The sequence below is a fragment of the Streptomyces sp. DH10 genome (assembly GCF_029813805.1).
GTDB classification, from domain to species: domain Bacteria; phylum Actinomycetota; class Actinomycetes; order Streptomycetales; family Streptomycetaceae; genus Streptomyces; species Streptomyces coeruleofuscus.
Genome location: NZ_JARVKU010000008.1, coordinates 82,540 through 101,703 on the forward strand (window position 1 = coordinate 82,540; position 19,164 = coordinate 101,703).

Below are 19,164 nucleotides of genomic sequence, written 5' to 3' on the forward strand. Positions count from 1 at the left end.
GCTGTACGGCTCCCGGTCAAGTACGGATGGGAGGCGCGTCGCGCTCAGTGGGGGGTGGGTGTGTGGTTTGGCGGCCGCGGGTGCGTTGTGGCTGGTCGCGCCCGCGCGGCGGAGCCGCAAATCGACACAGCCCCGCGCCCCCTAAGATCGGGACAGCCCTGCAATCCTGTCCGCCACCCCCGGATAGCGTGCCGTCAGCTCCGCCGCGTCCCCGTGCTCATAGCCCTCGAACGTGAAGCCGGGTGCCATCGTGCAGCCGAACAGGGTCCACCGCCCGCCCTCGCGCACCCTGCCGCCCATCCACGTGCCCGCCGGGACCGTGAACTGCACGTGCTGGCCGCCGAGGACGTCCGGCCCCAGCACCGCTGTCCGTGTGCTCCCGTCCGGGGCGAGCAGGAGGAGCTCCAGGGGATCGCCGAGGTAGAAGTGCCAGATCTCGTCGGTCGGCAGGCGGTGCAGGGCGGAGAAGTCGTCGGGGCCCGCTGTCAGCAGGGCGACGATCGCGGTGCCCTCGGGCCTGCCGTCCGGGCGGTCGGGGCCGGCCCAGGTCTGCCGGAACAGGCCGCCCTCGCGCGGGATCGGCTCGAGGCCGTAGTGGGCGATGAGGTCGTCGGGCGTCACGCGGGGAAGAGTATCTCCCGGTCGAGGAAGGCGAGCTGGGCCTTCTTCTCGGGCAGGTACACGTCCGGGAGGTCGATCTCCGGCAGGACCACTACCGGGCCCGGGGTGAAGCCCATGGCGAGGAAACGGGCGATCGCCTTCTCGTTGCGGACGTCCGGGTCGACCACGATCCGCCGGCGGTCCAGGCCGAGCAGGACGTACCGGGCGACGGCGGTCACCAGCCGTGCGGTCCAGCCGGAGCGTGCGCCGCCCGGGCCGGCGGGGGCGACCAGCAGGTGGACGCCGATGTCGCCGGGGCGGACGTCGTAGCACTCGCTGACGCGGTCCGCCTCGGGCTCGTAGGTCTGGAGGAGCGCGACCGGCTCGCCTTCGCGGACGACGAGGTAGGCGTGGTGGGTGGTGAGGGTGTCCATGTGGGCGTAGATCCCGGCCACCTGGCGCTCGGTCAGACCGGTCATGCCCCAGAAGGCGGCACGGTCCTCGCTCACCCAGCGGTGGACCGTCCCGGCGTCGGCCTCCGGGTCCAGGGGCAGGACGCGGACGGTGCCGAAGCCGTCGGTCACCTGCTCGTGGACGGCCGTGCGGGAGGCGTACGGGTCAGACATCGGTCTCCTTCTTCAGCAGGGTCCAGTCGGTGACGACCGGGACGAGGTCACCGGCGAGCCACAGGGGGAGCTGGTCGCGGTGGTGGGGCGAGCCTGGGACGCCCGAGGCGCCGAACGGGACGACCCAGCGGCTGTCCTCGCGCCGGGCCAGGTCCCAGACGTACCGGGCCGCCGGGCCGCGCGCGGCACGGTCGGTGAGGCCCGGCACGCCCGAGGTGCACAGCACGCAGTCGTGGTCGCCGGACAGCCCCGGTTCGTCGTACGGCGTCTCCGGCTCCAGGGCCCGCCAGGGGGCGAGCCGGTGGGTGTCGCCCCAGACGCCGGCGGGTGGCCGGGCGGCCACCTCCTCGACCGCCGCGCGGACGGCCGACGGGCGGTCGATTCCGTACAGCCCCTCGGCCCGCAGCAGGTGTTCGAGGGCGAAGCCGACACGCGGGAGGAGGGCGAGCCAGGGCCGGAACACCTCCGGGTACGCCGGCGGCGCTGCGAGTGCGGCGAAGGCGGGGTGTGCCGCCAGCTGCCGTACGACCGCGCCCCGCACGGCCGAGTAGAGGGCCGCGTCGGCGCTGCCGGCGTCCATGCGGCGGTTCCAGGCGAGGAGGCGGTCCCGGAGTGCGCAGGCCTCGGGGGTGAGGGCGTCGAGGGCTCGGAGGTGGTCCAGGAGGGCGGACGCGGAGGCGAGGTGGGTGTCCGTGTGGAGGGCGGGCATGTCGGCGGCGGACCAGCGGTCCCTGCCGACGAGCAGCTCGGCGATGCGGTCGTGGCGGTGGGGCGGGGCGAACTCGACACCGAGGGGTTCGGCCGGGCCGCGCTGGTTGGCCATGACGGCGACGCCGTCGGTGAGCCCGGCGCGGGGCGTCTCGTGCCAGCCCTGCCACTCGTGCCCGGGCTCCCAGGCGGGCACCAGACGCAGGCGGTTGGCCTCGGCGCGCAGCGGCACCCGCCCGGCGACGCGGTGCAGCACACCGCCCTCGGTGTCGGCGGCCTGGACGACGTTGACCGGCTCGGCCCACCGGTCGAGCGCCCGGTCCACGTCGGCGACCCGGCGGGCCCGCAGCAGCGGCAGCAGGGCGCCGAAGCCGAGGTCAGCGGTGACACGGGGCGGATGGCGCAGGCTGATCGCCACGGGCGCGTCGGACGGATCCGCCGGGTCGAACGGATCGCCGTCGAGTCCCTCGGGGCCGCCGATGACCACCGGGCCCCGCTCGGTCTCGATCACCTCGACCTCGACCGGCTCCTCGCCCGCCACCTCGACGACCTCCGTGTGCCGGGCCGCCCGGCGCCAGACCCCGTCCGGGCCGAGGGCCTCCACGCCGGCACCGGTGCGCCGCAGCCGCTCCCGGTACAGGTCCTGGTAGTCGGCCATGGCGTTGGTGATGGCCCAGGCGACCGTGCCGGTGTGCCCGAAGTGGGCGATGCCGGGGACGCCGGGGACGGCCAGCCCGACCACGTCGAACTCCGGGCAGGACAGGTGGATCTGCTGGTAGACGCCGGGGTCCTCGATCCAGCGGTGGGGGTCGCCGGCGATGACCGCCTGCCCGGTGCCGGTCCGTTCGCCGCTCACCAGCCAGCCGTTGCTGCCGGAGGTGCCGGGGCCGTCGGTGGCGAACAGACCGATGGCGTCCGCGCCCAGGTGGGCCGCGACCTGCTCACGCCAGAGCTTGGCCGGGAACCCGGCGAAGAGGATGTGGGTGGCGAGCCAGACGCCGAGGGGGGTCCAGGGGTGCCAGGTGCCGGGGGTGAGGTGGGCGCGGGCGAACTCGGGGGCCGCGTCGGCGCCCGCCGCCAGCCCGCCGTTGACCCCGTCGACGTACGCCCGCAGCCAGTCCGCCGTCTCGGGGTCCCGTCTCTCCAGCTCCGCGAAGCAGCGTCTGGCGGTGTCGTCGAGTCTGGCGCGTCTGGCGAACCGGTCCCAGGCCAGGGCGCTCTCGCCGAGGAAGGACGCCGAGGTGCCCTGGGCCCGGTGCCGCTCGACCTCCAGCTGCCAGGCCCGGTCGCGGGCGGTGACGAGGCCCTGGGCGTGGGCGAGTCCGGCCGCGCTGCCCGCGCGCAGATGCGGAATGCCCCAGGCGTCGCGGTAGATCTCGGTGGCCACGCTGCGCCCCCACTTTCCTTTAGGTTAGCCTTGCCTAAGTCATTGCTGTGGCGGAAATCGTACGCGGAGGGTGAATACGGGATGGGGCAGGGGCGGGGTTGGGAGGGCGCGGTCCTCAAGCTGCTGCGCGCGAAGGATTTCGTGTTCACCGTGACCGACGCGGAGGACGTCACCCCGGACTACCGGCGGCTGCGCTTCACCGACGGCGGTCTGCTCGCGGCGGCCGGCGTGCACCCGACCATGTGGGTACGGCTGTGGTTCGACAACGCGGGCAGGCCGCACCAGCGGGCCTACACCCTGGTCGACCCGGACCCGGCGGCCGGGACGTTCAGCCTGGAGTTCGCCCTGCACGAGGGCTGCGCGAGCGACTGGGCCAGGGCGGCGAAACCCGGCGACACCATCGAGGCGACCGTCCAGGGCACCGGCTTCGAGCACCCCGACCCCGCCCCCTCCCACGTCTTCGCCGTCGGCGACCCGGCCTCGCTGCCGGCCATCAAGTCCCTGCTGGACGCACTGGGTTCCGCGCCGGCCACCGTCTGGTTCGAGGGCGGCGACGACGATCTGCCGTTCCGCACCGACCCGGCCCGGCACGAGCTGCGCAAGGTGCCGCGCCGGGACTCCGGAGCCCACCTGGTCGACCGGGTGAAGGCGGACCTTCCCGGCCTGCTCCAGGGCACCTCCGACCCGTACGTCTGGATCGCCTGCGACACGGCGACGACCCGGTCGCTCACGGCGTACGTCCGCAAGGAACTGGGCCTGCCCAAGCAGCGGGTGCACGCGCTGGGCTACTGGCGGCCGACGTCGTAGGCCCGGGCGGGCGGGCCTCCGGACGCGGCCCGGCTCGCCCCGAGGGATGATCGGGGCATGGACGTCACTCTTCACCTCGCCCAGGACCCCGAGGCCGACGCGCTGCTCGGGCGCAGTCCGCTCGCCGCGCTGGTCGGGATGCTGCTGGACCAGCAGATCCCGATGGAGTGGGCGTTCAAGGGTCCGGCGACCATCGCCCAGCGGCTCGGCACCGACGACCTGGACGCGCACGAGATCGCCGCGCACGACCCCGAGGCCTTCGCCGCGCTGCTCTCCCAGAAGCCGGCGGTGCACCGCTACCCGGGCTCCATGGCCAAGCGGATCCAGCAGCTGTGCCAGTACCTCGTCGAGCACTACGACGGTGACGCCGAGGCCGTCTGGAAGGACGCCGCCACCGGCAAGGAACTGCTGAAACGACTGGCCGAACTGCCCGGCTTCGGCAAGCAGAAGGCCCAGATCTTCCTCGCCCTCCTCGGCAAGCAGCTCGGCGTCCAGCCGACGGGCTGGCGCGAGGCCGCGGGCTCCTACGGCGAACCGAAGTCCTTCCGCTCGGTCGCCGACATCACCGGCCCCGAGTCGCTGGCCAAGGTACGAGCACACAAACAGGAGATGAAGGCAGCGGCCAAGGCCGCGAAGGCGACCGGGAAGTAGCCTCCTGCGGGACGCGGGTGCCGACTGACTCGGCCCGCCGCGGACGGCGCCTGTCCGTGACCTGCCCGGGGCGTCGGCGGCGCGGTCCGGCCCAGACGGCGCGGACGTCGGCGGCCGTGGTGGGACCGGGGTGGCGAGCGCCGGCCGGGCAGCCGGACGAGGCACAGACAACAGACATCAACCGCACGGCCCGCCCCAGGTGGCGAGCCCCTCGCAGCCGGTCCAAGCATGGACCATGACCGAGCCACCGAGTGGCTCCCCCTGGGAGCCGGAGCGCGGCCCCGCCCACGGGCATGTCCCCCGCCCGCCCCAGGGCTTGGAACCCCACGCCCCCCAGGGCCCGGGCCCGGACGGCCCGCACACCCACGAACGGCCTGGTCACACCCCGCCCCCGCCCAAGCCACCCGACCCCCACGCCCCGGCCTCACCCGGCGCACAGGGTCACCGGCCGCACGCCCCGCACACACCCCGGAGCGCCACGCACACCGCGAGCCCGCCCTCCGGCACCGGCAGTCACGAGCCGGAGTCCCCCTTCCCAGGCCCCTTGCGCCAGCTGTCCCGCGCCGCATGGCAAGCCGTGCTGGTCACCGGGGTCACCTCCCTCGTGCTGGGGCTTCTCGTCCTGGTCTGGCCAGGCGCGTCGCTGTTCGCAGCCGGGGTGCTGTTCGGTCTCTACCTGCTCGTCAGCGGCATCCTCCAGCTCGCCTCCGCCTTCGGCACGCACCGGACGACAGCCCTGCGCGTCCTGGCGTTCATCAGCGGCACGCTCTCGATCCTGCTCGGCCTGTTCTGCTTCCGCCGCCCCATGCAGTCGATCCTGCTGCTCGCCCTCTGGATCGGCATCGGCTGGCTGTTCCGCGGCATCACCCAGACCCTGGCCGCCGCCCACGACCCGGCGATGCCCGCCCGGGGCTGGCAGGTCTTCCTCGGGATCCTCACCGTCGCCGCCGGCATCGTCCTCATCGACGCGCCCTTCGAGTCCGTCGCCGTCCTCACCCTCGTCGGCGGCTGCTGGCTGCTCGCGGTCGGCGCCGCCGAGATCGCCACGGCCCTGCGCATCCGGGGCCGCCGTACGCCGAGCGAGCGGATCTCGCAGCCGGTGGGATGAACGGCATAGGCACAACGGGGAACGACCTCCCGTGAACCCCGCACCCGCACCGCGGCCGGCTCCCCGCGGCACCCGCCGGAACACCTGGGTGCGGGTGCTCGTCCTGCTGCTCGCCCTGCTCGTGCCCGGCGCGCACGCCGAGGCGCGCACAGGCCCGGCGGCCACCGTCTCCGGCGAGAGCACGGCCGTCGAGTGCGACGTCCTCGACACCGCCCTGCGCCCACCCGCCCGGGGTGCCCGGCGCGCCGTCGTCCCTCTGCGCCCCACCCCGCTCCCGGGCCCTGAGCCCGCATACGCCGCGCCGCTTCCCGCGCCCGTGCCGCCGGCCCGTCGGTACGACGACCCTCGCCCCCTGCGTTCCGAGGTCCTGCGCTGCTGACCGGGCCGGACACCGGTCCATCAGCCCGTACGCAGCAATCCGCAGCCATACGGAACGAGGAACACAGCCATGCTCGAAGACCCCTACGCCGTCCTGCGCGCCCTCCTGCGCGCCGAAGCCGTCCGCAACGCCCCCAAGCCGCCCCGGCCCCATCCCGAGCCCGAGCCGGAGACGCGGGATCGACAGCGGCACCCGCTGGACAGGGAACGCGGCTGACCGACCCGCGACGGCGGAGGCGACCGGACCTGCGCCTCCGCCGCCCCGAACGGCTGCCACACCGAGAAGACGCCAACCCCTTTCGAGCGAATCGGACGCACGGTCCGCGTGACCGACAGCAGGGACGCGGAGGAAGAAGACCGGCCCGGCCTGAAGAAGACCAGCCCCGCCCGGCGACGCCGTCGGCCTCAGCAGCCCGTGGAAGAGGCGCGCATATTCACGCCCCTGTTCCCGTTACGTACCGCCTTGTGGGGTTTTTTTCAGCGTCACACTCCGTCGCCACGGCTGCGCCCGGAAGGTCCCGCCCGGTAGGCTTTCCGTGTGATCTTCCAGCGCATCGGAAACGGCCGGCCGTACCCCGACCACGGCCGGGACAGCACCCGGCAGTGGGCGGACGTCGCGCCGCGCCCGGTCCGCCTCGATCAGCTCGTGACGACCAAACAGCAGCTCGATCTCGAGACGCTGCTCGCCGAGGACTCGACGTTCTACGGCGACCTCTTCGCGCACGTCGTGAAGTGGCAGGGCGATCTGTACCTGGAGGACGGCCTGCACCGCGCGGTGCGGGCGGCGCTCCAGCAGCGCCAGGTGCTGCACGCGCGCGTGCTCGAGCTCGACTGACTCCCGCCGGTCGCGGGTTGACCCTTTCGGGTTCCGCTGGGCGACGTCGAATGATCATCTAGTAGGCATCGTCGCCCAGGCGCACTACGCTGCGCTCATGAGCATGCTGACTCCCCCCGGCATGGGCGGCAAATACCGCATCAAGGGAAACAAGTACCCGCGGATGCGCCGGCCCCGGCGGCGCGGCAGGCTCGTCGTCCTGGTCGTCGCCTCCGCCGCCGTACTCGCCGTGGGCGGCTGGGGCACGTGGCAGCTCGTCGACGTCTTCACCGGCGGCGGCACGAAGGCCTCGGCCGCCGGCGGCGGGACGGACTGTGCCGCCCGGACCAAGGCGAGCCCCTCGCCCAGCGCCGAGCCCCTGCCCGAACCGCGCACGATCACGGTCAACGTGCTCAACGCCACCACCCGCAGCGGCCTGGCCAAGAAGACCGCCGACGAGCTGAAGAAGCGCGGCTTCAAGATCGGCGACGTGGGCAACGCGCCCAAGCAGTACGACAAGAAGGTGAAGGGCCCCGGCGTGCTGCTCGGCCCCGCATCCGCCCTCGACACCGCGCTGCCGGTGCTCGGCACCCAGCTCCCCGGCGCCGAACGGCGCACCGAGGCGGCCCGCAAGGGCCCTGCCGTCGACCTCGTCATCGGAGACGGCTTCAAGGAGCTGGCGAAGAAGCCGGACGCCGACCGGGCCCTGACCAAGCTGGCCACGCCCGAGCCGGCGCCGTCGTCGAAGAAGGGCTGCTGAGCAGCTCGGAGAGAAGGGCTGCCGAACCGCTCAGGGCCGGCTCCCCGGGGGTCTCTTCGTGGGGCGGATGCCTACTCGGCCGCCCCGTACATCCGGTCCCCGGCGTCGCCGAGGCCCGGCACGATGTAGCCGTGCTCGTTCAGGCGCTCGTCGACCGACGCGGTCACGACCGTCACCGGGGTGCCCGCCAGCTCGCGCTCCATGACCTCGACGCCCTCCGGCGCGGCCAGCAGCACCACGGCGGTCACGTCGTCGGCGCCGCGCCGCATCAGCTCCTGGATCGCCGCGACCAGCGTGCCGCCGGTGGCGAGCATGGGGTCCAGTACGTACACCTGTCGTCCGGACAGGTCCTCCGGCATGCGCGTGGCGTACGTGGAGGCCTGGAGCGTCTCCTCGTTGCGGATCATGCCGAGGAATCCCACCTCGGCGGTCGGCAGCAGCCGGACCATGCCGTCCAGCATGCCGAGGCCGGCCCGCAGGATCGGCACCACCAGCGGACGCGGGTGGGACAGCTTGACGCCCGTGGTCGTGGCCACCGGCGTCTGGATGTCGACCTGTTCGGTGCGCACGTCGCGCGTGGCCTCGTAGGCGAGCAGGGTGACCAGCTCGTCGGCGAGACGGCGGAAGGTCGCGGAGTCGGTGCGCCGGTCGCGCAGCGCGGTGAGCTTGTGGGCGACCAGGGGGTGGTCGACGACGTGGAGACGCATGTCCACAACAGTAACCGGGCCCGCTGACCCCGGCCGCACGGCGGCCCGCCGCCCGCCCGTCACCCGTTCGCTGGCGTCAAACCGCCCGTCCGGGGAAAGTGGGAAGGACGGACTGGGGGTGGTGAACCTGATGCCCGACCGGGAATCCCGAGACGCTCCGTCGCGGCGCGCACGGCCCGCGACGGACCCGGAGAACTACGAGACCGGCAAGCCCGGCAGGACCGCGCGGCCCGGCAAGGCTGCCCGGACCGGACAGGCCGAACGGGCCGAGCCGGCCGACGTGCCCAGCGCGGCCGACACGGCCGACGCGCCCCGCATGCTGGGCGGGACGACGAGCGAGACCGACGCCGAGCGCCGTCGGCGGCGCGCCCGGTTCCTGCGCGATCTGGCCGAGGCCCGGGAACTGCGCGACCGTGTCCAGCCGCGCCGCGTCAAGACGGCCCGGCTGCGGCACGCGATGCGCATGCGCACGTTCCGCTGGTAGGAAACGGGCGAGGAAACCCCCGGGGAAGATCACGAACCGCGCGGACGTTGCCGAGGTGACCGTGCGTGGAACGGGGGGAAAGCCGCGTACGATCCGCTGGTGGCGGCAACGAGCGTGCGATCAAAACTGCCGGACACAGGGAGCCGAAGACGTCCCCTGAACGCCTTGTTTCTGCCACGATTCCGAGTGGGTGGGGCTCGGACGAGCACTCCCCGCCCACAACCTCCGCCGGGGGGACCCCCAACCGGCACGCCTATGACCAGTGGGAGAGTCACGGTGTACTTCGCCGCACTGCTCGCGCGCACCGAAGACGGGTGGGAAGCGAGCGACACGGAGCTCGACGATGTGGAAACCCTGTCGGATCTGGCCGACCTGGCCCGTGAAGCCTCCCCCGACGAGGACACGGTGCTCGTGCTCATCGAGCAGGAGGACGCCTGGTTCGGAGTCGTCCGCGTGGACGGCGAGGAGGACCCTCGCATCTACGTCTCGGACGCCGCCGCCGCTGCCCGCAGCAGCTACGGCGAGATCCTCCTCACCGACGAGCTGCTCGGACGCGATCCGGACGACGGGGACGACCTGGACGCCCTCGACCTCGACGGCACCGAGGACGGTGACTCCGACGACGACGAGGCCGACGACGACGACCCGGTCGTCGGAACCGGCGAGGCCGTGCCGCACGGCCCGGTCGGCGACGCCCAGATCCTGGACGACCTCGGCGTGAGCGAGAAGGAGCTGCGCTCGCTGGCGACGGACGCCGTCACAGAGATCGCCGAGGCCCTAGGCGCCTCGGAGACCCTGGAGACCGTCCGCTGACCGCTCGCACCGCCCCGGACCCGCCGGACCCGGTACGGGACCCCTGGCGGCCCGCGATGCGACTCGCCCTGGACGAGGCCGCCGAGGCCGTCCGGGGCGGGGACGTCCCCGTCGGCGCCGTCGTACTGGCCCCGGACGGCACGACCGTGCTCGCGGCCGGGCACAACGAACGCGAGGCCGGCGGCGACCCGACGGCCCACGCGGAGGTCCTCGCCCTGCGGCGGGCCGCGGACGTGCTCGGCCGGTGGCGGCTCGCCGGCTGCACCCTCGTCGTGACGCTGGAGCCCTGCACGATGTGCGCGGGCGCGATCCAGCAGTCCCGCGTCGACCGGCTCGTCTACGGCGCCCGCGACGACAAGGCCGGCGCGGCCGGCTCCCTCTGGGACCTCGTCCGCGACCGGCGGCTCAACCACCGGCCCGAGGTGATCGAGGGCGTGCTCGCCGAGGAGTGCGCCGGGCTGCTCACCGAGTTCTTCCGCGGTCGCTGACCGTCGCCGCATATCGATTTCGAAGCACGCGGCACCTTGCTGTAAGGTCTCCCTCGGTAGCGTGTCCGAGCGGCCGAAGGAGCTCGCCTCGAAAGCGAGTGTGGCGCAAGTCACCGAGGGTTCAAATCCCTCCGCTACCGCTGACAACACCCCCTCTGAACTGCGGAAACGTGGTTCGGAGGGGGTTTTTTGCGTTCCGACGAGTGCGGCTGTCCCCACGGATGCTGTGCGTGCTCGCCGCCCCCGCCAACCTCCTCGGCCGCAGTGATGACCCCGTTCCGCCCCTTCGTGCGATCGGCCCTTCGTGCGATCATGTGCGCTGCATGAGACACCAGTGACAGGGGAGGCCGCGATGGCGGTGAACGCTAAGAAGGTCGCCGTCTACGTCTTCGTGGTCTTCGCGCTGTACGTGATCATCACGGACCCGAAGAAGGCCGCCGACTACATGCAGATAGGGTTCCAGGGCATATCGGACGCCGCCCAGGCCCTCGGCGACTTCGCCACGTGGGTCGCCGACGGAGGAAAGTGATGATCCGCCACCTGGTCCTCTTCAAGCTCAACGAGGGTGTCGAGCGCGACGACCCGCGGGTCGTGAAGGGCGTCGAGGCCTTCCGCTCGCTCGAGGGCACGGTCCCCGGCATCCGCTTCTGGGAGCTGGGCTGGAACGTCAGCGACCGTCCCATCGCCCATGACTTCGCCATCAACTCGGCCTTCGACGACGCGGACGCGCTGCGCCGGTACGTGGAGCATCCCGACCACCAGGCGGGTGTCGCGCTGTGGCGCGAGTTCGCCACGTGGGTGATCGCCGACTACGAGTTCTGAGCCCCCCGCTTCGAGCCCCCCGTCGTTCCGACGGGGGGCTTTCGCGCATTTATGCGGTATTTCATCCCTCAACACGGAGTTATCGGGTGCTTGCACACAGTGCACATGTCTTGTGATGCTATGACCGCTTTTGACGGAAGAGCCGACGGACAGGTTGACGGATGACGAGGTGGAGTTGACCGTGCTGGCCAGTACCGCACCTCAGGCACCATCCTCGGAACCGGCTCCCCAGCGGAGCCGAGGCGCTGACACCCGCGCCCTCACGCAGGTCCTCTTCGCGGAGCTCAAGGAACTCCAGCCGGGGACGCCCGAGCACGACCGGGTGCGCGGAGCACTCATCGAGGCCAATCTCCCGCTGGTGCGCTACGCGGCCGCCCGCTTCCGCTCCCGCAACGAGCCGATGGAGGACGTCGTCCAGGTCGGCACAATCGGGCTCATCAACGCCATCGACCGCTTCGACCCGGACCGGGGCGTGCAGTTCCCGACGTTCGCGATGCCGACGGTGATCGGCGAGATCAAGCGGTACTTCCGCGACAACGTCCGCACGGTCCACGTGCCGCGCCGGCTCCACGAGCTGTGGGTGCAGGTCAACAGCGCGACCGAGGACCTCACGACCGCCTTCGGGCGCACCCCGACCACGGCCGAGATCGCCCAGCGGCTGCGCATCACCGAGGACGAGGTGCTGTCCTGCATCGAGGCCGGGCGGTCGTACCACGCGACCTCCCTGGAGGCCGCGCAGGAGGGCGACGGACTGCCCGGACTGCTGGACCGGCTCGGCTACGAGGATCCCGCGCTGGACGGGGTGGAGCACCGGGATCTCGTACGGCACCTGCTCGTGCAGCTGCCCGAGAGGGAGCAGCGGATTCTGCTGCTGCGGTACTACAGCAATCTCACGCAGTCTCAGATCAGTGCGGAGCTCGGGGTCTCACAGATGCACGTGTCGCGGCTACTCGCGCGTAGCTTCCAGCGATTGCGGTCCGCGAACCGGATCGACGCGTAACCGCAAACAGTTGCGAGTAGTAATCCTGGCGAGCGAATCGCTCCTCAGGGCCGTTCCCGACAGTTGCGGGCCGAAAAGGCGTCAGACCCCTTGTTTGCAGGGCGGATTGGCGTCTCAGATGTCGACATGTCACTACAGCGTGTTGCCGACATGTGACATTCTGCGGGAAGCGCGTTTGCCGGGGCTTCGGCTCCGGTATTCAGGTGAAGGCTGCGTTCCTCAGACGGGGGCGTTCGCCGCGACCGTCCCGCGACCCAAAGGGGGTGGCATGTCCGCAGAACAGGGCAGCTCGAAGGTGCTCACGCTCGCGGAGAGCGACACAGCTCCCCATGCTCTCGACTCACTCGGCCCCATCGACGACGTTCCGGCCGAGCTCGCGACCGAGCCCGCGCCGGCGCTTGTGGCCACGGGGGCCATCGACACCCGCACCCTGTCCCGCTCCCTGTTCCTGCGGCTGGCCGCGCTCGACGAGGACAGCCCCGAACGTGCGTACGTCCGCGACACCCTGATCGAGCTCAACCTGCCGCTGGTGCGGTACGCGGCGGCGCGGTTCCGCTCCCGCAACGAGCCGATGGAGGACATCGTCCAGGTCGGCACGATCGGGCTGATCAAGGCGATCGACCGGTTCGACTGCGAACGGGGAGTCGAGTTCCCGACGTTCGCGATGCCAACCGTCGTGGGCGAGATCAAGCGGTTCTTCCGCGACACGTCGTGGTCGGTGCGGGTGCCGCGCCGGCTTCAGGAGCTGCGGCTGGCGCTGACGAAGGCCAGTGACGAGCTCTCGCAGAAGCTGGACCGCTCGCCGACCGTCACCGAACTCGCGTCCGTGCTCGGGGTGTCCGAGGAGGACGTCGTCGACGGGCTGGCGGTGGGGAACGCGTACACGGCGTCCTCGCTGGACTCCCCGGCGCCGGAGGACGACGGCGGCGAGGGCTCGCTGGCCGATCGGCTGGGGTACGAGGACAGCGCCCTGGAGGGCGTCGAGTACCGGGAGTCGCTGAAGCCGCTGCTGGCCAAACTGCCGCCCCGTGAGCGACGGATCATCATGCTGCGGTTCTTCGCGAACATGACCCAGTCGCAGATCGGCGAGGAGGTCGGCATCTCACAGATGCACGTCTCCCGCCTGCTGACGAGGACACTGGCACAGCTCCGGGAAGGCCTCATCTCGGACTGACCGAGCCGCCGACCCGCGGGGGGCTCGCCCACCCGCGGGTGGGCGACGGCTTGCTGCCCCGCGGGTGCATGACGGTCACTGAATCGTGGGTGAAGGCTCGCTGCCGTCGGTGTGGCGGGCCGCGTGGGTGAAGGCTCGCTGCCGTCGGTGTGGCGGGCCGCGTGGGTGAAGGCTCGCTGCCGTCGGTGTGGCGGGCCGCTGACTGCCGAGGTGGTGGGCCGCCTAACCTCAGGTGATCGGCGCCCTACCCAACGGCGGTGCGCCGCCGACCCGCAGGTGGTGGACCGCCTACCCGCAGGTGGTGGACCGCCTACCCGCAGGTGGTGGACCGCCTACCCGCCGGTTGCGGGTCAGGGCCGCGCCGGGGGTGTCCGTCCTCGGAACGGCGCGATGGGGTCGGACGCCGGCTGACTGTCCGTTGACGCGCAACCGCTGCGGGCGGACACCCCCCGACACGTCCCCTTCCGTACGTGCGCGGGTGCGGCTGCGCCTCGGCCGAGCCGCACGTCTCCCCCGACACGTCCCGTCCCGCCGTACGCGAGGACGCGTGGCTCCGCTGAGCTGCCATGGGCCGGGTGCAGGCCGCCGCTGCGGGCAGTCGTGCCGCTTGGGGCGGCACGGGTGGGCGCAGCGGCACCCCGTAGCGCCGGGTTGCGCAGTGCCCCGACCTCGGCACGACCGACTCCAGGCGACAACGCCCGGCCGACACCAACGTCGAGAACCGCCGTACGCGTTACGCCAGCGCCAGCCAAGCCACCGCCGCGACCACCGCGATGGCGACGACGACGCCGAGGATGAGACCGATCCGCGGTCCGCCACTCGTCGTCGCGGCCTGCCGCCCCTGCGGCGCCTCGTCGACGAACGCGCGGAACATCTGGGTGCTGCCGGCGGGGTCGTGGTTGCCCTGGGGGGCCTGGTTGTTAGCCATGGCCCGAGACCCTAGCGAAAACGCCGGGGCTCCCCAAGTGGGGGTTGGCCTTCCGTTTGCTCCCGCACGACCCCTGCCACCATCGTCACGACCTGCACATTTACTACCGCAATACTTGCCTTTGCCAACTTTTTATGCCGCATTCACCTTCTTTATTTGCCTTCAGCAACCAACGGCTTCTATGGTTGCCCTAAGCAACGAAAGCGGAGGTGTCATGGCCGAGAGGGCGCAGTACGAAGAGCTGGTCCGCCAGTTCAGTGCCTTCGGCGCCGTGAAGCGGGAGCTCGGCCGGATCATGCCGGCCGACTGCACCGGCGGCTCGGCGGCCGTACTGACACTGCTGGGCCGCCACGGCGACATGCGCATGAGCAAGCTCGCCGAGCTGCTCGCGGTGGACATGTCGGTCACCAGCCGCCATGTCGCGCACGTCGTGGCCCGGGGCTGGATCGAACGCTCCCCCGACCCCGCGGACAAGCGCTCACGCATCCTGCGTCTCACGCCCGCGGGCCACGCACAGCTCGACGAGCTGTCCCGGCGGACCACCGAGGTCCTCGCCGACCGCCTGAGCGACTGGACCGACGAGGACGTCGGCCGGCTCACGGACCTGATGGCGCGGCTGAGGGAGAGCTTCGACTGCCGCCCCGCGCCCCGGACGGCGCCACCCGCTGTCGCACAGACCACCCGTACACCCGCAAGCACGTAAGAAAAGGAAGCCCATGGCTACGACCACACCAGCCGGTGTGCGGGCTCATGCCAAGCACGGGGGAGGCTCCCACGGCTCCTCCGGCGGCGGCGCTCCGATGACGCACCGGCAGATCATGGAGGCCCTCACCGGACTCCTGCTCGGCATGTTCGTCGCGATCCTGTCGTCGACGATCGTCTCCAACGCCCTGCCCCGGATCATCGGCGACCTCGGCGGCGGCCAGAGCGCCTACACCTGGGTCGTGACCGCGTCCCTGCTGACGATGACCGCGTCCACGCCGCTGTGGGGCAAGCTCGCCGACCTGTTCTCCAAGAAGCTGCTGATCCAGCTCGCCCTGGTGATCTTCGTGCTGGGCTCTGCGGCGGCCGGCATGTCGCAGAACCCCGGCACGCTCATCACGTTCCGCGCGGTCCAGGGCATCGGCATGGGCGGTCTGTCCGCGCTGGCCCAGATCATCATGGCGGCGATGATCTCGCCGCGTGAGCGCGGGCGGTACAACGGCTACCTGGGCGCCGTCTTCGCCACGGCCATGGTCGGCGGTCCGCTGGTCGGCGGTGTCATCACCGACACCGACTGGCTCGGCTGGCGCTGGTGCTTCTACGTCGGCGTGCCCTTCGCCGTGATCGCCCTGATCGTGCTCCAGAAGACCCTGCACCTGCCCGTGGTGAAGCGGAAGGTCAAGGTCGACTGGGCCGGCGCCTTCTTCATCACCGCGGCCGTCTGCCTGCTGCTGGTCTGGGTGACCTTCGCCGGCGACAAGTACGACTGGGTGTCGTGGCAGACGTACGCGATGGTCGGCGGCTCCGTCGTGCTGCTGGCGCTGTTCGTCCTGGTCGAGGCCAAGGCGAGCGAGCCGATCATCCCGCTGCGGCTGTTCCGCAACCGCACCATCACGCTGGCCTCGCTTGCCTCGCTGTTCGTCGGTGTCGCGATGTTCTCGGGGACCGTGTTCTTCAGCCAGTACTTCCAGCTGGCCCGGGACAAGTCGCCGACGATGTCCGGCGTCATGACCATCCCGATGATCGCGGGCCTGTTCGTCTCCTCCACGGTTTCCGGTCAGGTCATCACCCGGACCGGCCGCTGGAAGGGGTGGCTGCTCGGCGGCGGTGTGCTGGTGACGGCCGGGCTCGGGCTGCTGGGCACGATCCGGTACGACACCGAGTACTGGCACATAGCGATCTTCATGGCGCTGATGGGCCTCGGCATCGGCATGATGATGCAGAACCTGGTGCTCTGCACGCAGAACCAGGTGGAGCCGGGCGACCTGGGTGCCGCCAGCTCCACGGTGACCTTCTTCCGGTCCCTGGGCGGTGCCGTGGGGGTCTCGGCGCTGGGCGCGGTCCTGGGCAACAAGATCACCGACTACGTCAAGGACGGCCTCGCCGGCCTCGGCGCCAAGGGCGAGGCCCTCGGCCACGCCGGCACGGGCGGTGGCGGCATCCCCGACCTCAACGCGATGCCCGCGCCGATCCGCACCGTCGTGGAGAGCGCCTACGGCCACGGTGTCGCGGACGTGTTCCTGTACTCGGCCCCGCTGGCCCTGCTCGCGCTGCTGGTGTCGCTGTTCATCAAGGAGGTCCCGTTGAAGACGAAGGGCGGACTGGCGCAGGCGGCGGACGACGACGCCCGTGCGGAGACTCCCGCCGAGGCCCCCGCCGCGGAGAAGTCCGTGCCGAGCTGGGCCATGGCGGACACCGAGTCCGCCGACGGCACCGGGCCCGAAGGCACGCAACGGCTCGCCGCCGTCGCCACGGCGGCCCGGGCCGAGGAGCCCGCGTCCGGCGGGGGCGGTGTGCCGGTCCGCGGCTTCGTCCGCGGCAACGAGAGCGCGCCCGTGCCGCGGGCCGCGGTCACGCTGATCTCGCTGGCCGGGCGGCAGCTGGGCCGGTCCGTGGCGCAGGCCGACGGCTCCTATGTCCTCGACGCGCCGGGCGCCGGGTCGTACGTGCTGATCGCCTCCGCCGACGGCTTCCAGCCGCAGGCGTCCACGGTCGTGGTGAACGGCGAGCCGGTCGCCTACGACATCCTGCTCAGCGGCACCAGCGGGCTGACCGGCCTGGTGCGGGCCGCCGAGGGCGGGCAGCCGGTGAAGGACGCGATGGTGATCGTGACCGACGTGCGCGGGGACCTGCTGGCCACCGGGACCACCGGTGAGCAGGGCGAGTTCTCCTTCACCGAGCTGGTGCCGGGTGCGGTGACCGTCGCGGTGAACGCCACCGGCCACCGGCCGCGCGCCCTGCCCGTCGAGGTGGGCGGCGCCGGGGTCACCCGGGTCGAGATCGACCTGGACTCGGGCGCCCGCGTCCAGGGTGTCGTCCGCGCCCCGCACGGCCCGCTGGCCGACGCCCGGGTGACGCTGGTCGACCAGGCGGGCAACGTCGTCGGCTCGGCCACGACCGGCACGGACGGGGCGTACGCCTTCACCGACCTGGACGGCGGCGAATACACCGTCATCGCCACGGGCTACCCGCCGGTGGCCACCGCCCTGACGGTCACGGGCCGCGGCGCCGACGCCCACGACATCGAACTCGCCCACCCCGGCGAGTAGGACAAGCCCCGGCCCGTGGCGGTGGGCGCGCTCCGAGCGGAGGCGCCCCTGCCACGGGCCGGTTTCATTTCGAGTTTCTGTTTTAGGGGAGTTAGCTGAGATGGGACTGACCGCGAGGATCCGTACCCGGGACGGTTGGGCCGTGTCGCACGCGGTCGTCACCGTGGCCGACATGACCGGCGCGCAGGCGCTGCGGGCCGAGGCCGACGCGGAGGGCGCCGTCCGGGACGCGACGCCGCTGGAGCCGGGGGCGTACACCGTCATCGTCACCGCCGTGGGATACGCGCCCGCAGCCTCCAGCGTGATCGTCACGGCGAGCGGCCGGGCCGAGGTCGGCACGGTGACGCTGGCACGGCAGGGCGGTACCGAGCTGCCGCCGCCGGGACCGTGGACCGTCGACCCGGTGCACTCCAGCGTGGCCGCCGTGGCACAGCACCTGGGCATCTCCAGCGTGCACGGCCGGTTCACGGAGTTCTCCGGCTCGATCGAGATCGCCCCGGACGACGTCACCAAGTCCCGTGTGGAAGCGGTGATCCGGGCCGGGTCCGTCGACACCGGCAACGGCATGCGCGACGGGCACCTGAAGTCGCCGGACTTCCTGGACGTCGAGCGGTTCCCCGAGATCACCTACCGGTCCACGGGACTCACGGCGACCGGGTCCGACCGGTGGACGGTCCACGGTGAGCTGGGCATGCACGGTGTCGTACGGCCGGTCGACCTGGACCTGGCCTACCTCGGCACCGGCCCGGACCCGTGGGGCGGCACCCGGGCGGCGTTCCGTGCCACGACCGAACTGCACCGCGAGGACTTCGCGATGAACTACAACCAGGTCCTCCAGGCGGGCATCGCCGCCATCGGCACGACGCTCAGGGTGGAGCTGGACATCCAGGCCGTGCAGGGCGAGTCACTTCCGGCCGCTTGAGGCGGGACCGGAGACCTTCGCCACCAACTGGCCGCACAGGTCCCGGAGTTTGACGTTCCGGTGCTGCGAGGCGCGGCGCAGCCGCTCCAGCGCGTCACGGGCGTTGATCCGCTCCTGGGCCATGAGGATGCCGATCGCCTGGTCGATGACGCTGCGGGAGAGCAGCGCGGTGCGCACGTCGGCCACCGACTGGCGGCGGCGCTCGATGCGCAGCGCCACGTTGATCGCGTCCCCCGCCCGTGTCGCGAAGGCGCGGGCCGCGTCCCGGCCCTGGTCCAGCGTCCCGGCCCGCACGCCATAGAGGTTGATCGCGGCGCCCGTCTCGCCCTCCACGGCGATCGGCACGGCGAGCACGCAGTGGACGCCCGCGGAGAGCGCGTACGGCGTGTACGCCGGCCAGCGGGACTCCGTGGCCAGGTCGGGGGCGTACTGCTCGGCGCCGGTCTCGGCGGCGTCGACGCAGGGGCCCGAGCCGTTCTCGTACTGACGCTGGTCCAGGCCGCTGGGGAGGCCGTCGCTGCCGGCCAGGGTGAGCAGCCGGCCGCCGCGGCTCACCGTGATGCTGCACGCCGCGGCGCCGGGCACCTCCTGCACCGCACGGTCGGTCAGGTCGCGCAGCAGGGTGTCGAGACCGCTGCTGCGCACCATCGCCTGGTCCAGCGTGTCGGACGTCTCGGAACTCATGAACGTACGTGTATCCCGTCGGCGCCCCTTAACGCCTGCGCCCCTGACTCAC

The 19,164-nt window shown here is 72.0% G+C and carries 23 protein-coding genes and 1 tRNA gene; 18 read left to right on the plus strand and 6 right to left on the minus strand.

The annotated features are described in order from the left end of the window. Window positions 1-141: 141 nt before the first annotated feature. The 3 genes from QC385_RS18500 to QC385_RS18510 are packed head-to-tail and all read right to left on the minus strand — an operon-like array spanning window position 142 to window position 3,321. Complete coding sequence (locus QC385_RS18500) at window positions 142-621, minus strand: cupin domain-containing protein (RefSeq protein WP_279542421.1); 480 nt, start codon at window positions 619-621, stop codon at window positions 142-144. Next, window positions 618-1,226 (minus strand): GNAT family N-acetyltransferase, encoded by a 609-nt coding sequence (locus QC385_RS18505; protein WP_279542422.1) that lies wholly within the window; start codon window positions 1,224-1,226, stop codon window positions 618-620. Before QC385_RS18505 ends, QC385_RS18500 begins: the two co-directional genes overlap by 4 nt. After that, a complete protein-coding gene (locus QC385_RS18510; RefSeq protein ID WP_279542423.1) occupies window positions 1,219-3,321 on the minus strand; it encodes a penicillin acylase family protein in 2,103 nt (700 codons plus the stop codon). Before QC385_RS18510 ends, QC385_RS18505 begins: the two co-directional genes overlap by 8 nt. A gap of 81 nt (window positions 3,322-3,402) precedes the next feature. Here QC385_RS18510 and QC385_RS18515 point away from each other — a divergent pair, with 81 nt between their 5' ends. From QC385_RS18515 to QC385_RS18545, 7 genes are all read left to right on the plus strand, one after another. Further along, entirely contained in the window at window positions 3,403-4,128 is a 726-nt protein-coding gene (locus QC385_RS18515; protein ID WP_279542424.1) for a siderophore-interacting protein, read from the plus strand. A gap of 57 nt (window positions 4,129-4,185) precedes the next feature. After that, window positions 4,186-4,779 carry an HhH-GPD-type base excision DNA repair protein gene (locus tag QC385_RS18520; protein ID WP_279542425.1) on the plus strand — a complete coding sequence of 198 codons (594 nt, stop codon included), beginning with the start codon at window positions 4,186-4,188 and terminating at the stop codon, window positions 4,777-4,779. 544 nt (window positions 4,780-5,323) lie between these two features. After that, on the plus strand, window positions 5,324-5,887 hold the full coding sequence (locus tag QC385_RS18525; RefSeq protein ID WP_279542426.1) for an HdeD family acid-resistance protein: 564 nt from the start codon (window positions 5,324-5,326) through the stop codon (window positions 5,885-5,887). A 31-nt stretch (window positions 5,888-5,918) separates the two neighbouring features. Continuing rightward, on the plus strand, window positions 5,919-6,266 hold the full coding sequence (locus QC385_RS18530; protein ID WP_279542427.1) for a hypothetical protein: 348 nt from the start codon (window positions 5,919-5,921) through the stop codon (window positions 6,264-6,266). Window positions 6,267-6,335: 69 nt separating this feature from the next. Beyond that, window positions 6,336-6,482 (plus strand): hypothetical protein, encoded by a 147-nt coding sequence (locus QC385_RS18535; RefSeq protein ID WP_279542428.1) that lies wholly within the window; start codon window positions 6,336-6,338, stop codon window positions 6,480-6,482. A 321-nt stretch (window positions 6,483-6,803) separates the two neighbouring features. Then, window positions 6,804-7,100 (plus strand): type II toxin-antitoxin system VapB family antitoxin, encoded by a 297-nt coding sequence (locus tag QC385_RS18540; RefSeq protein WP_279542429.1) that lies wholly within the window; start codon window positions 6,804-6,806, stop codon window positions 7,098-7,100. A gap of 121 nt (window positions 7,101-7,221) precedes the next feature. Continuing rightward, on the plus strand, window positions 7,222-7,839 hold the full coding sequence (locus QC385_RS18545; RefSeq protein WP_279542616.1) for a LytR C-terminal domain-containing protein: 618 nt from the start codon (window positions 7,222-7,224) through the stop codon (window positions 7,837-7,839). A 71-nt stretch (window positions 7,840-7,910) separates the two neighbouring features. Here QC385_RS18545 and upp read toward each other — a convergent pair whose 3' ends face one another. Further along, window positions 7,911-8,546 carry a uracil phosphoribosyltransferase gene (upp, locus tag QC385_RS18550; RefSeq protein WP_279542430.1) on the minus strand — a complete coding sequence of 212 codons (636 nt, stop codon included), beginning with the start codon at window positions 8,544-8,546 and terminating at the stop codon, window positions 7,911-7,913. On the opposite strand from upp, the gene QC385_RS18555 reads away from it, so the two are divergent. From QC385_RS18555 to QC385_RS18590, 8 genes are all read left to right on the plus strand, one after another. After that, the gene (locus QC385_RS18555; protein ID WP_279542431.1) at window positions 8,545-9,030 is read left to right on the plus strand and encodes a response regulator; all 486 of its coding nucleotides are present in this window, start codon (window positions 8,545-8,547) and stop codon (window positions 9,028-9,030) included. The two genes, upp and QC385_RS18555, sit on opposite strands and share 2 nt — an antisense overlap. Window positions 9,031-9,306: 276 nt before the next feature. After that, window positions 9,307-9,843 carry a tRNA adenosine deaminase-associated protein gene (locus QC385_RS18560; RefSeq protein WP_279542617.1) on the plus strand — a complete coding sequence of 179 codons (537 nt, stop codon included), beginning with the start codon at window positions 9,307-9,309 and terminating at the stop codon, window positions 9,841-9,843. Between the two features lie 56 nt (window positions 9,844-9,899). Continuing rightward, window positions 9,900-10,331, plus strand: a complete 432-nt coding sequence (gene tadA, locus QC385_RS18565) for a tRNA adenosine(34) deaminase TadA (RefSeq protein ID WP_279542432.1) — start codon at window positions 9,900-9,902, stop codon at window positions 10,329-10,331. 55 nt (window positions 10,332-10,386) lie between these two features. Next, window positions 10,387-10,471: transfer RNA gene (locus tag QC385_RS18570), tRNA-Ser, on the plus strand. 212 nt (window positions 10,472-10,683) lie between these two features. Next, on the plus strand, window positions 10,684-10,860 hold the full coding sequence (locus QC385_RS18575) for a hypothetical protein (RefSeq protein ID WP_279542433.1): 177 nt from the start codon (window positions 10,684-10,686) through the stop codon (window positions 10,858-10,860). After that, window positions 10,860-11,153: a Dabb family protein gene (locus tag QC385_RS18580; RefSeq protein WP_086854430.1), complete on the plus strand. Its 294-nt coding sequence runs from the start codon at window positions 10,860-10,862 to the stop codon at window positions 11,151-11,153. Before QC385_RS18575 ends, QC385_RS18580 begins: the two co-directional genes overlap by 1 nt. Window positions 11,154-11,334: 181 nt before the next feature. Then, entirely contained in the window at window positions 11,335-12,153 is an 819-nt protein-coding gene (locus tag QC385_RS18585) for an RNA polymerase sigma factor SigF (protein ID WP_401481372.1), read from the plus strand. A 268-nt stretch (window positions 12,154-12,421) separates the two neighbouring features. Beyond that, window positions 12,422-13,327 carry an RNA polymerase sigma factor SigF gene (locus QC385_RS18590; protein ID WP_243380166.1) on the plus strand — a complete coding sequence of 302 codons (906 nt, stop codon included), beginning with the start codon at window positions 12,422-12,424 and terminating at the stop codon, window positions 13,325-13,327. A 733-nt stretch (window positions 13,328-14,060) separates the two neighbouring features. Here QC385_RS18590 and QC385_RS18595 read toward each other — a convergent pair. Continuing rightward, the gene (locus QC385_RS18595) at window positions 14,061-14,255 is read right to left on the minus strand and encodes a hypothetical protein (RefSeq protein WP_279542434.1); all 195 of its coding nucleotides are present in this window, start codon (window positions 14,253-14,255) and stop codon (window positions 14,061-14,063) included. 214 nt (window positions 14,256-14,469) lie between these two features. Between QC385_RS18595 and QC385_RS18600 the strand changes: the two genes are divergently transcribed. The 3 genes from QC385_RS18600 to QC385_RS18610 all read left to right on the plus strand — a co-directional run bounded on the left by QC385_RS18600 (window position 14,470) and on the right by QC385_RS18610 (window position 18,428). Next, window positions 14,470-14,958: a MarR family winged helix-turn-helix transcriptional regulator gene (locus tag QC385_RS18600; protein ID WP_279542435.1), complete on the plus strand. Its 489-nt coding sequence runs from the start codon at window positions 14,470-14,472 to the stop codon at window positions 14,956-14,958. A gap of 13 nt (window positions 14,959-14,971) precedes the next feature. After that, window positions 14,972-17,506 carry an MFS transporter gene (locus QC385_RS18605; RefSeq protein WP_279542436.1) on the plus strand — a complete coding sequence of 845 codons (2,535 nt, stop codon included), beginning with the start codon at window positions 14,972-14,974 and terminating at the stop codon, window positions 17,504-17,506. Between the two features lie 100 nt (window positions 17,507-17,606). Next, complete coding sequence (locus QC385_RS18610) at window positions 17,607-18,428, plus strand: YceI family protein (protein WP_279542437.1); 822 nt, start codon at window positions 17,607-17,609, stop codon at window positions 18,426-18,428. Here QC385_RS18610 and QC385_RS18615 read toward each other — a convergent pair. Continuing rightward, window positions 18,411-19,112, minus strand: coding sequence for a GAF and ANTAR domain-containing protein (locus QC385_RS18615; protein WP_279542438.1), 702 nt, complete (start codon window positions 19,110-19,112; stop codon window positions 18,411-18,413). The genes QC385_RS18610 and QC385_RS18615 overlap by 18 nt on opposite strands. Between the last annotated feature and the right edge of the window lie 52 nt (window positions 19,113-19,164).

Coding starts and splice junctions, on each gene's coding strand:
- QC385_RS18505 (WP_279542422.1), bottom strand. CDS start 1,226: ATGTCTGACCCGTACGCCTCCCGCACGGCCGTCCACGAGCAGGTGACC.
- QC385_RS18515 (WP_279542424.1), top strand. CDS start 3,403: ATGGGGCAGGGGCGGGGTTGGGAGGGCGCGGTCCTCAAGCTGCTGCGC.
- QC385_RS18520 (WP_279542425.1), top strand. CDS start 4,186: ATGGACGTCACTCTTCACCTCGCCCAGGACCCCGAGGCCGACGCGCTG.
- QC385_RS18535 (WP_279542428.1), top strand. CDS start 6,336: ATGCTCGAAGACCCCTACGCCGTCCTGCGCGCCCTCCTGCGCGCCGAA.
- QC385_RS18545 (WP_279542616.1), top strand. CDS start 7,222: ATGGGCGGCAAATACCGCATCAAGGGAAACAAGTACCCGCGGATGCGC.
- QC385_RS18555 (WP_279542431.1), top strand. CDS start 8,545: ATGTCCACAACAGTAACCGGGCCCGCTGACCCCGGCCGCACGGCGGCC.
- upp (WP_279542430.1), bottom strand. CDS start 8,546: ATGCGTCTCCACGTCGTCGACCACCCCCTGGTCGCCCACAAGCTCACC.
- tadA (WP_279542432.1), top strand. CDS start 9,900: ATGCGACTCGCCCTGGACGAGGCCGCCGAGGCCGTCCGGGGCGGGGAC.
- QC385_RS18575 (WP_279542433.1), top strand. CDS start 10,684: ATGGCGGTGAACGCTAAGAAGGTCGCCGTCTACGTCTTCGTGGTCTTC.
- QC385_RS18580 (WP_086854430.1), top strand. CDS start 10,860: ATGATCCGCCACCTGGTCCTCTTCAAGCTCAACGAGGGTGTCGAGCGC.
- QC385_RS18590 (WP_243380166.1), top strand. CDS start 12,422: ATGTCCGCAGAACAGGGCAGCTCGAAGGTGCTCACGCTCGCGGAGAGC.
- QC385_RS18595 (WP_279542434.1), bottom strand. CDS start 14,255: ATGGCTAACAACCAGGCCCCCCAGGGCAACCACGACCCCGCCGGCAGC.
- QC385_RS18600 (WP_279542435.1), top strand. CDS start 14,470: ATGGCCGAGAGGGCGCAGTACGAAGAGCTGGTCCGCCAGTTCAGTGCC.
- QC385_RS18605 (WP_279542436.1), top strand. CDS start 14,972: ATGGCTACGACCACACCAGCCGGTGTGCGGGCTCATGCCAAGCACGGG.
- QC385_RS18610 (WP_279542437.1), top strand. CDS start 17,607: ATGGGACTGACCGCGAGGATCCGTACCCGGGACGGTTGGGCCGTGTCG.
- QC385_RS18615 (WP_279542438.1), bottom strand. CDS start 19,112: ATGAGTTCCGAGACGTCCGACACGCTGGACCAGGCGATGGTGCGCAGC.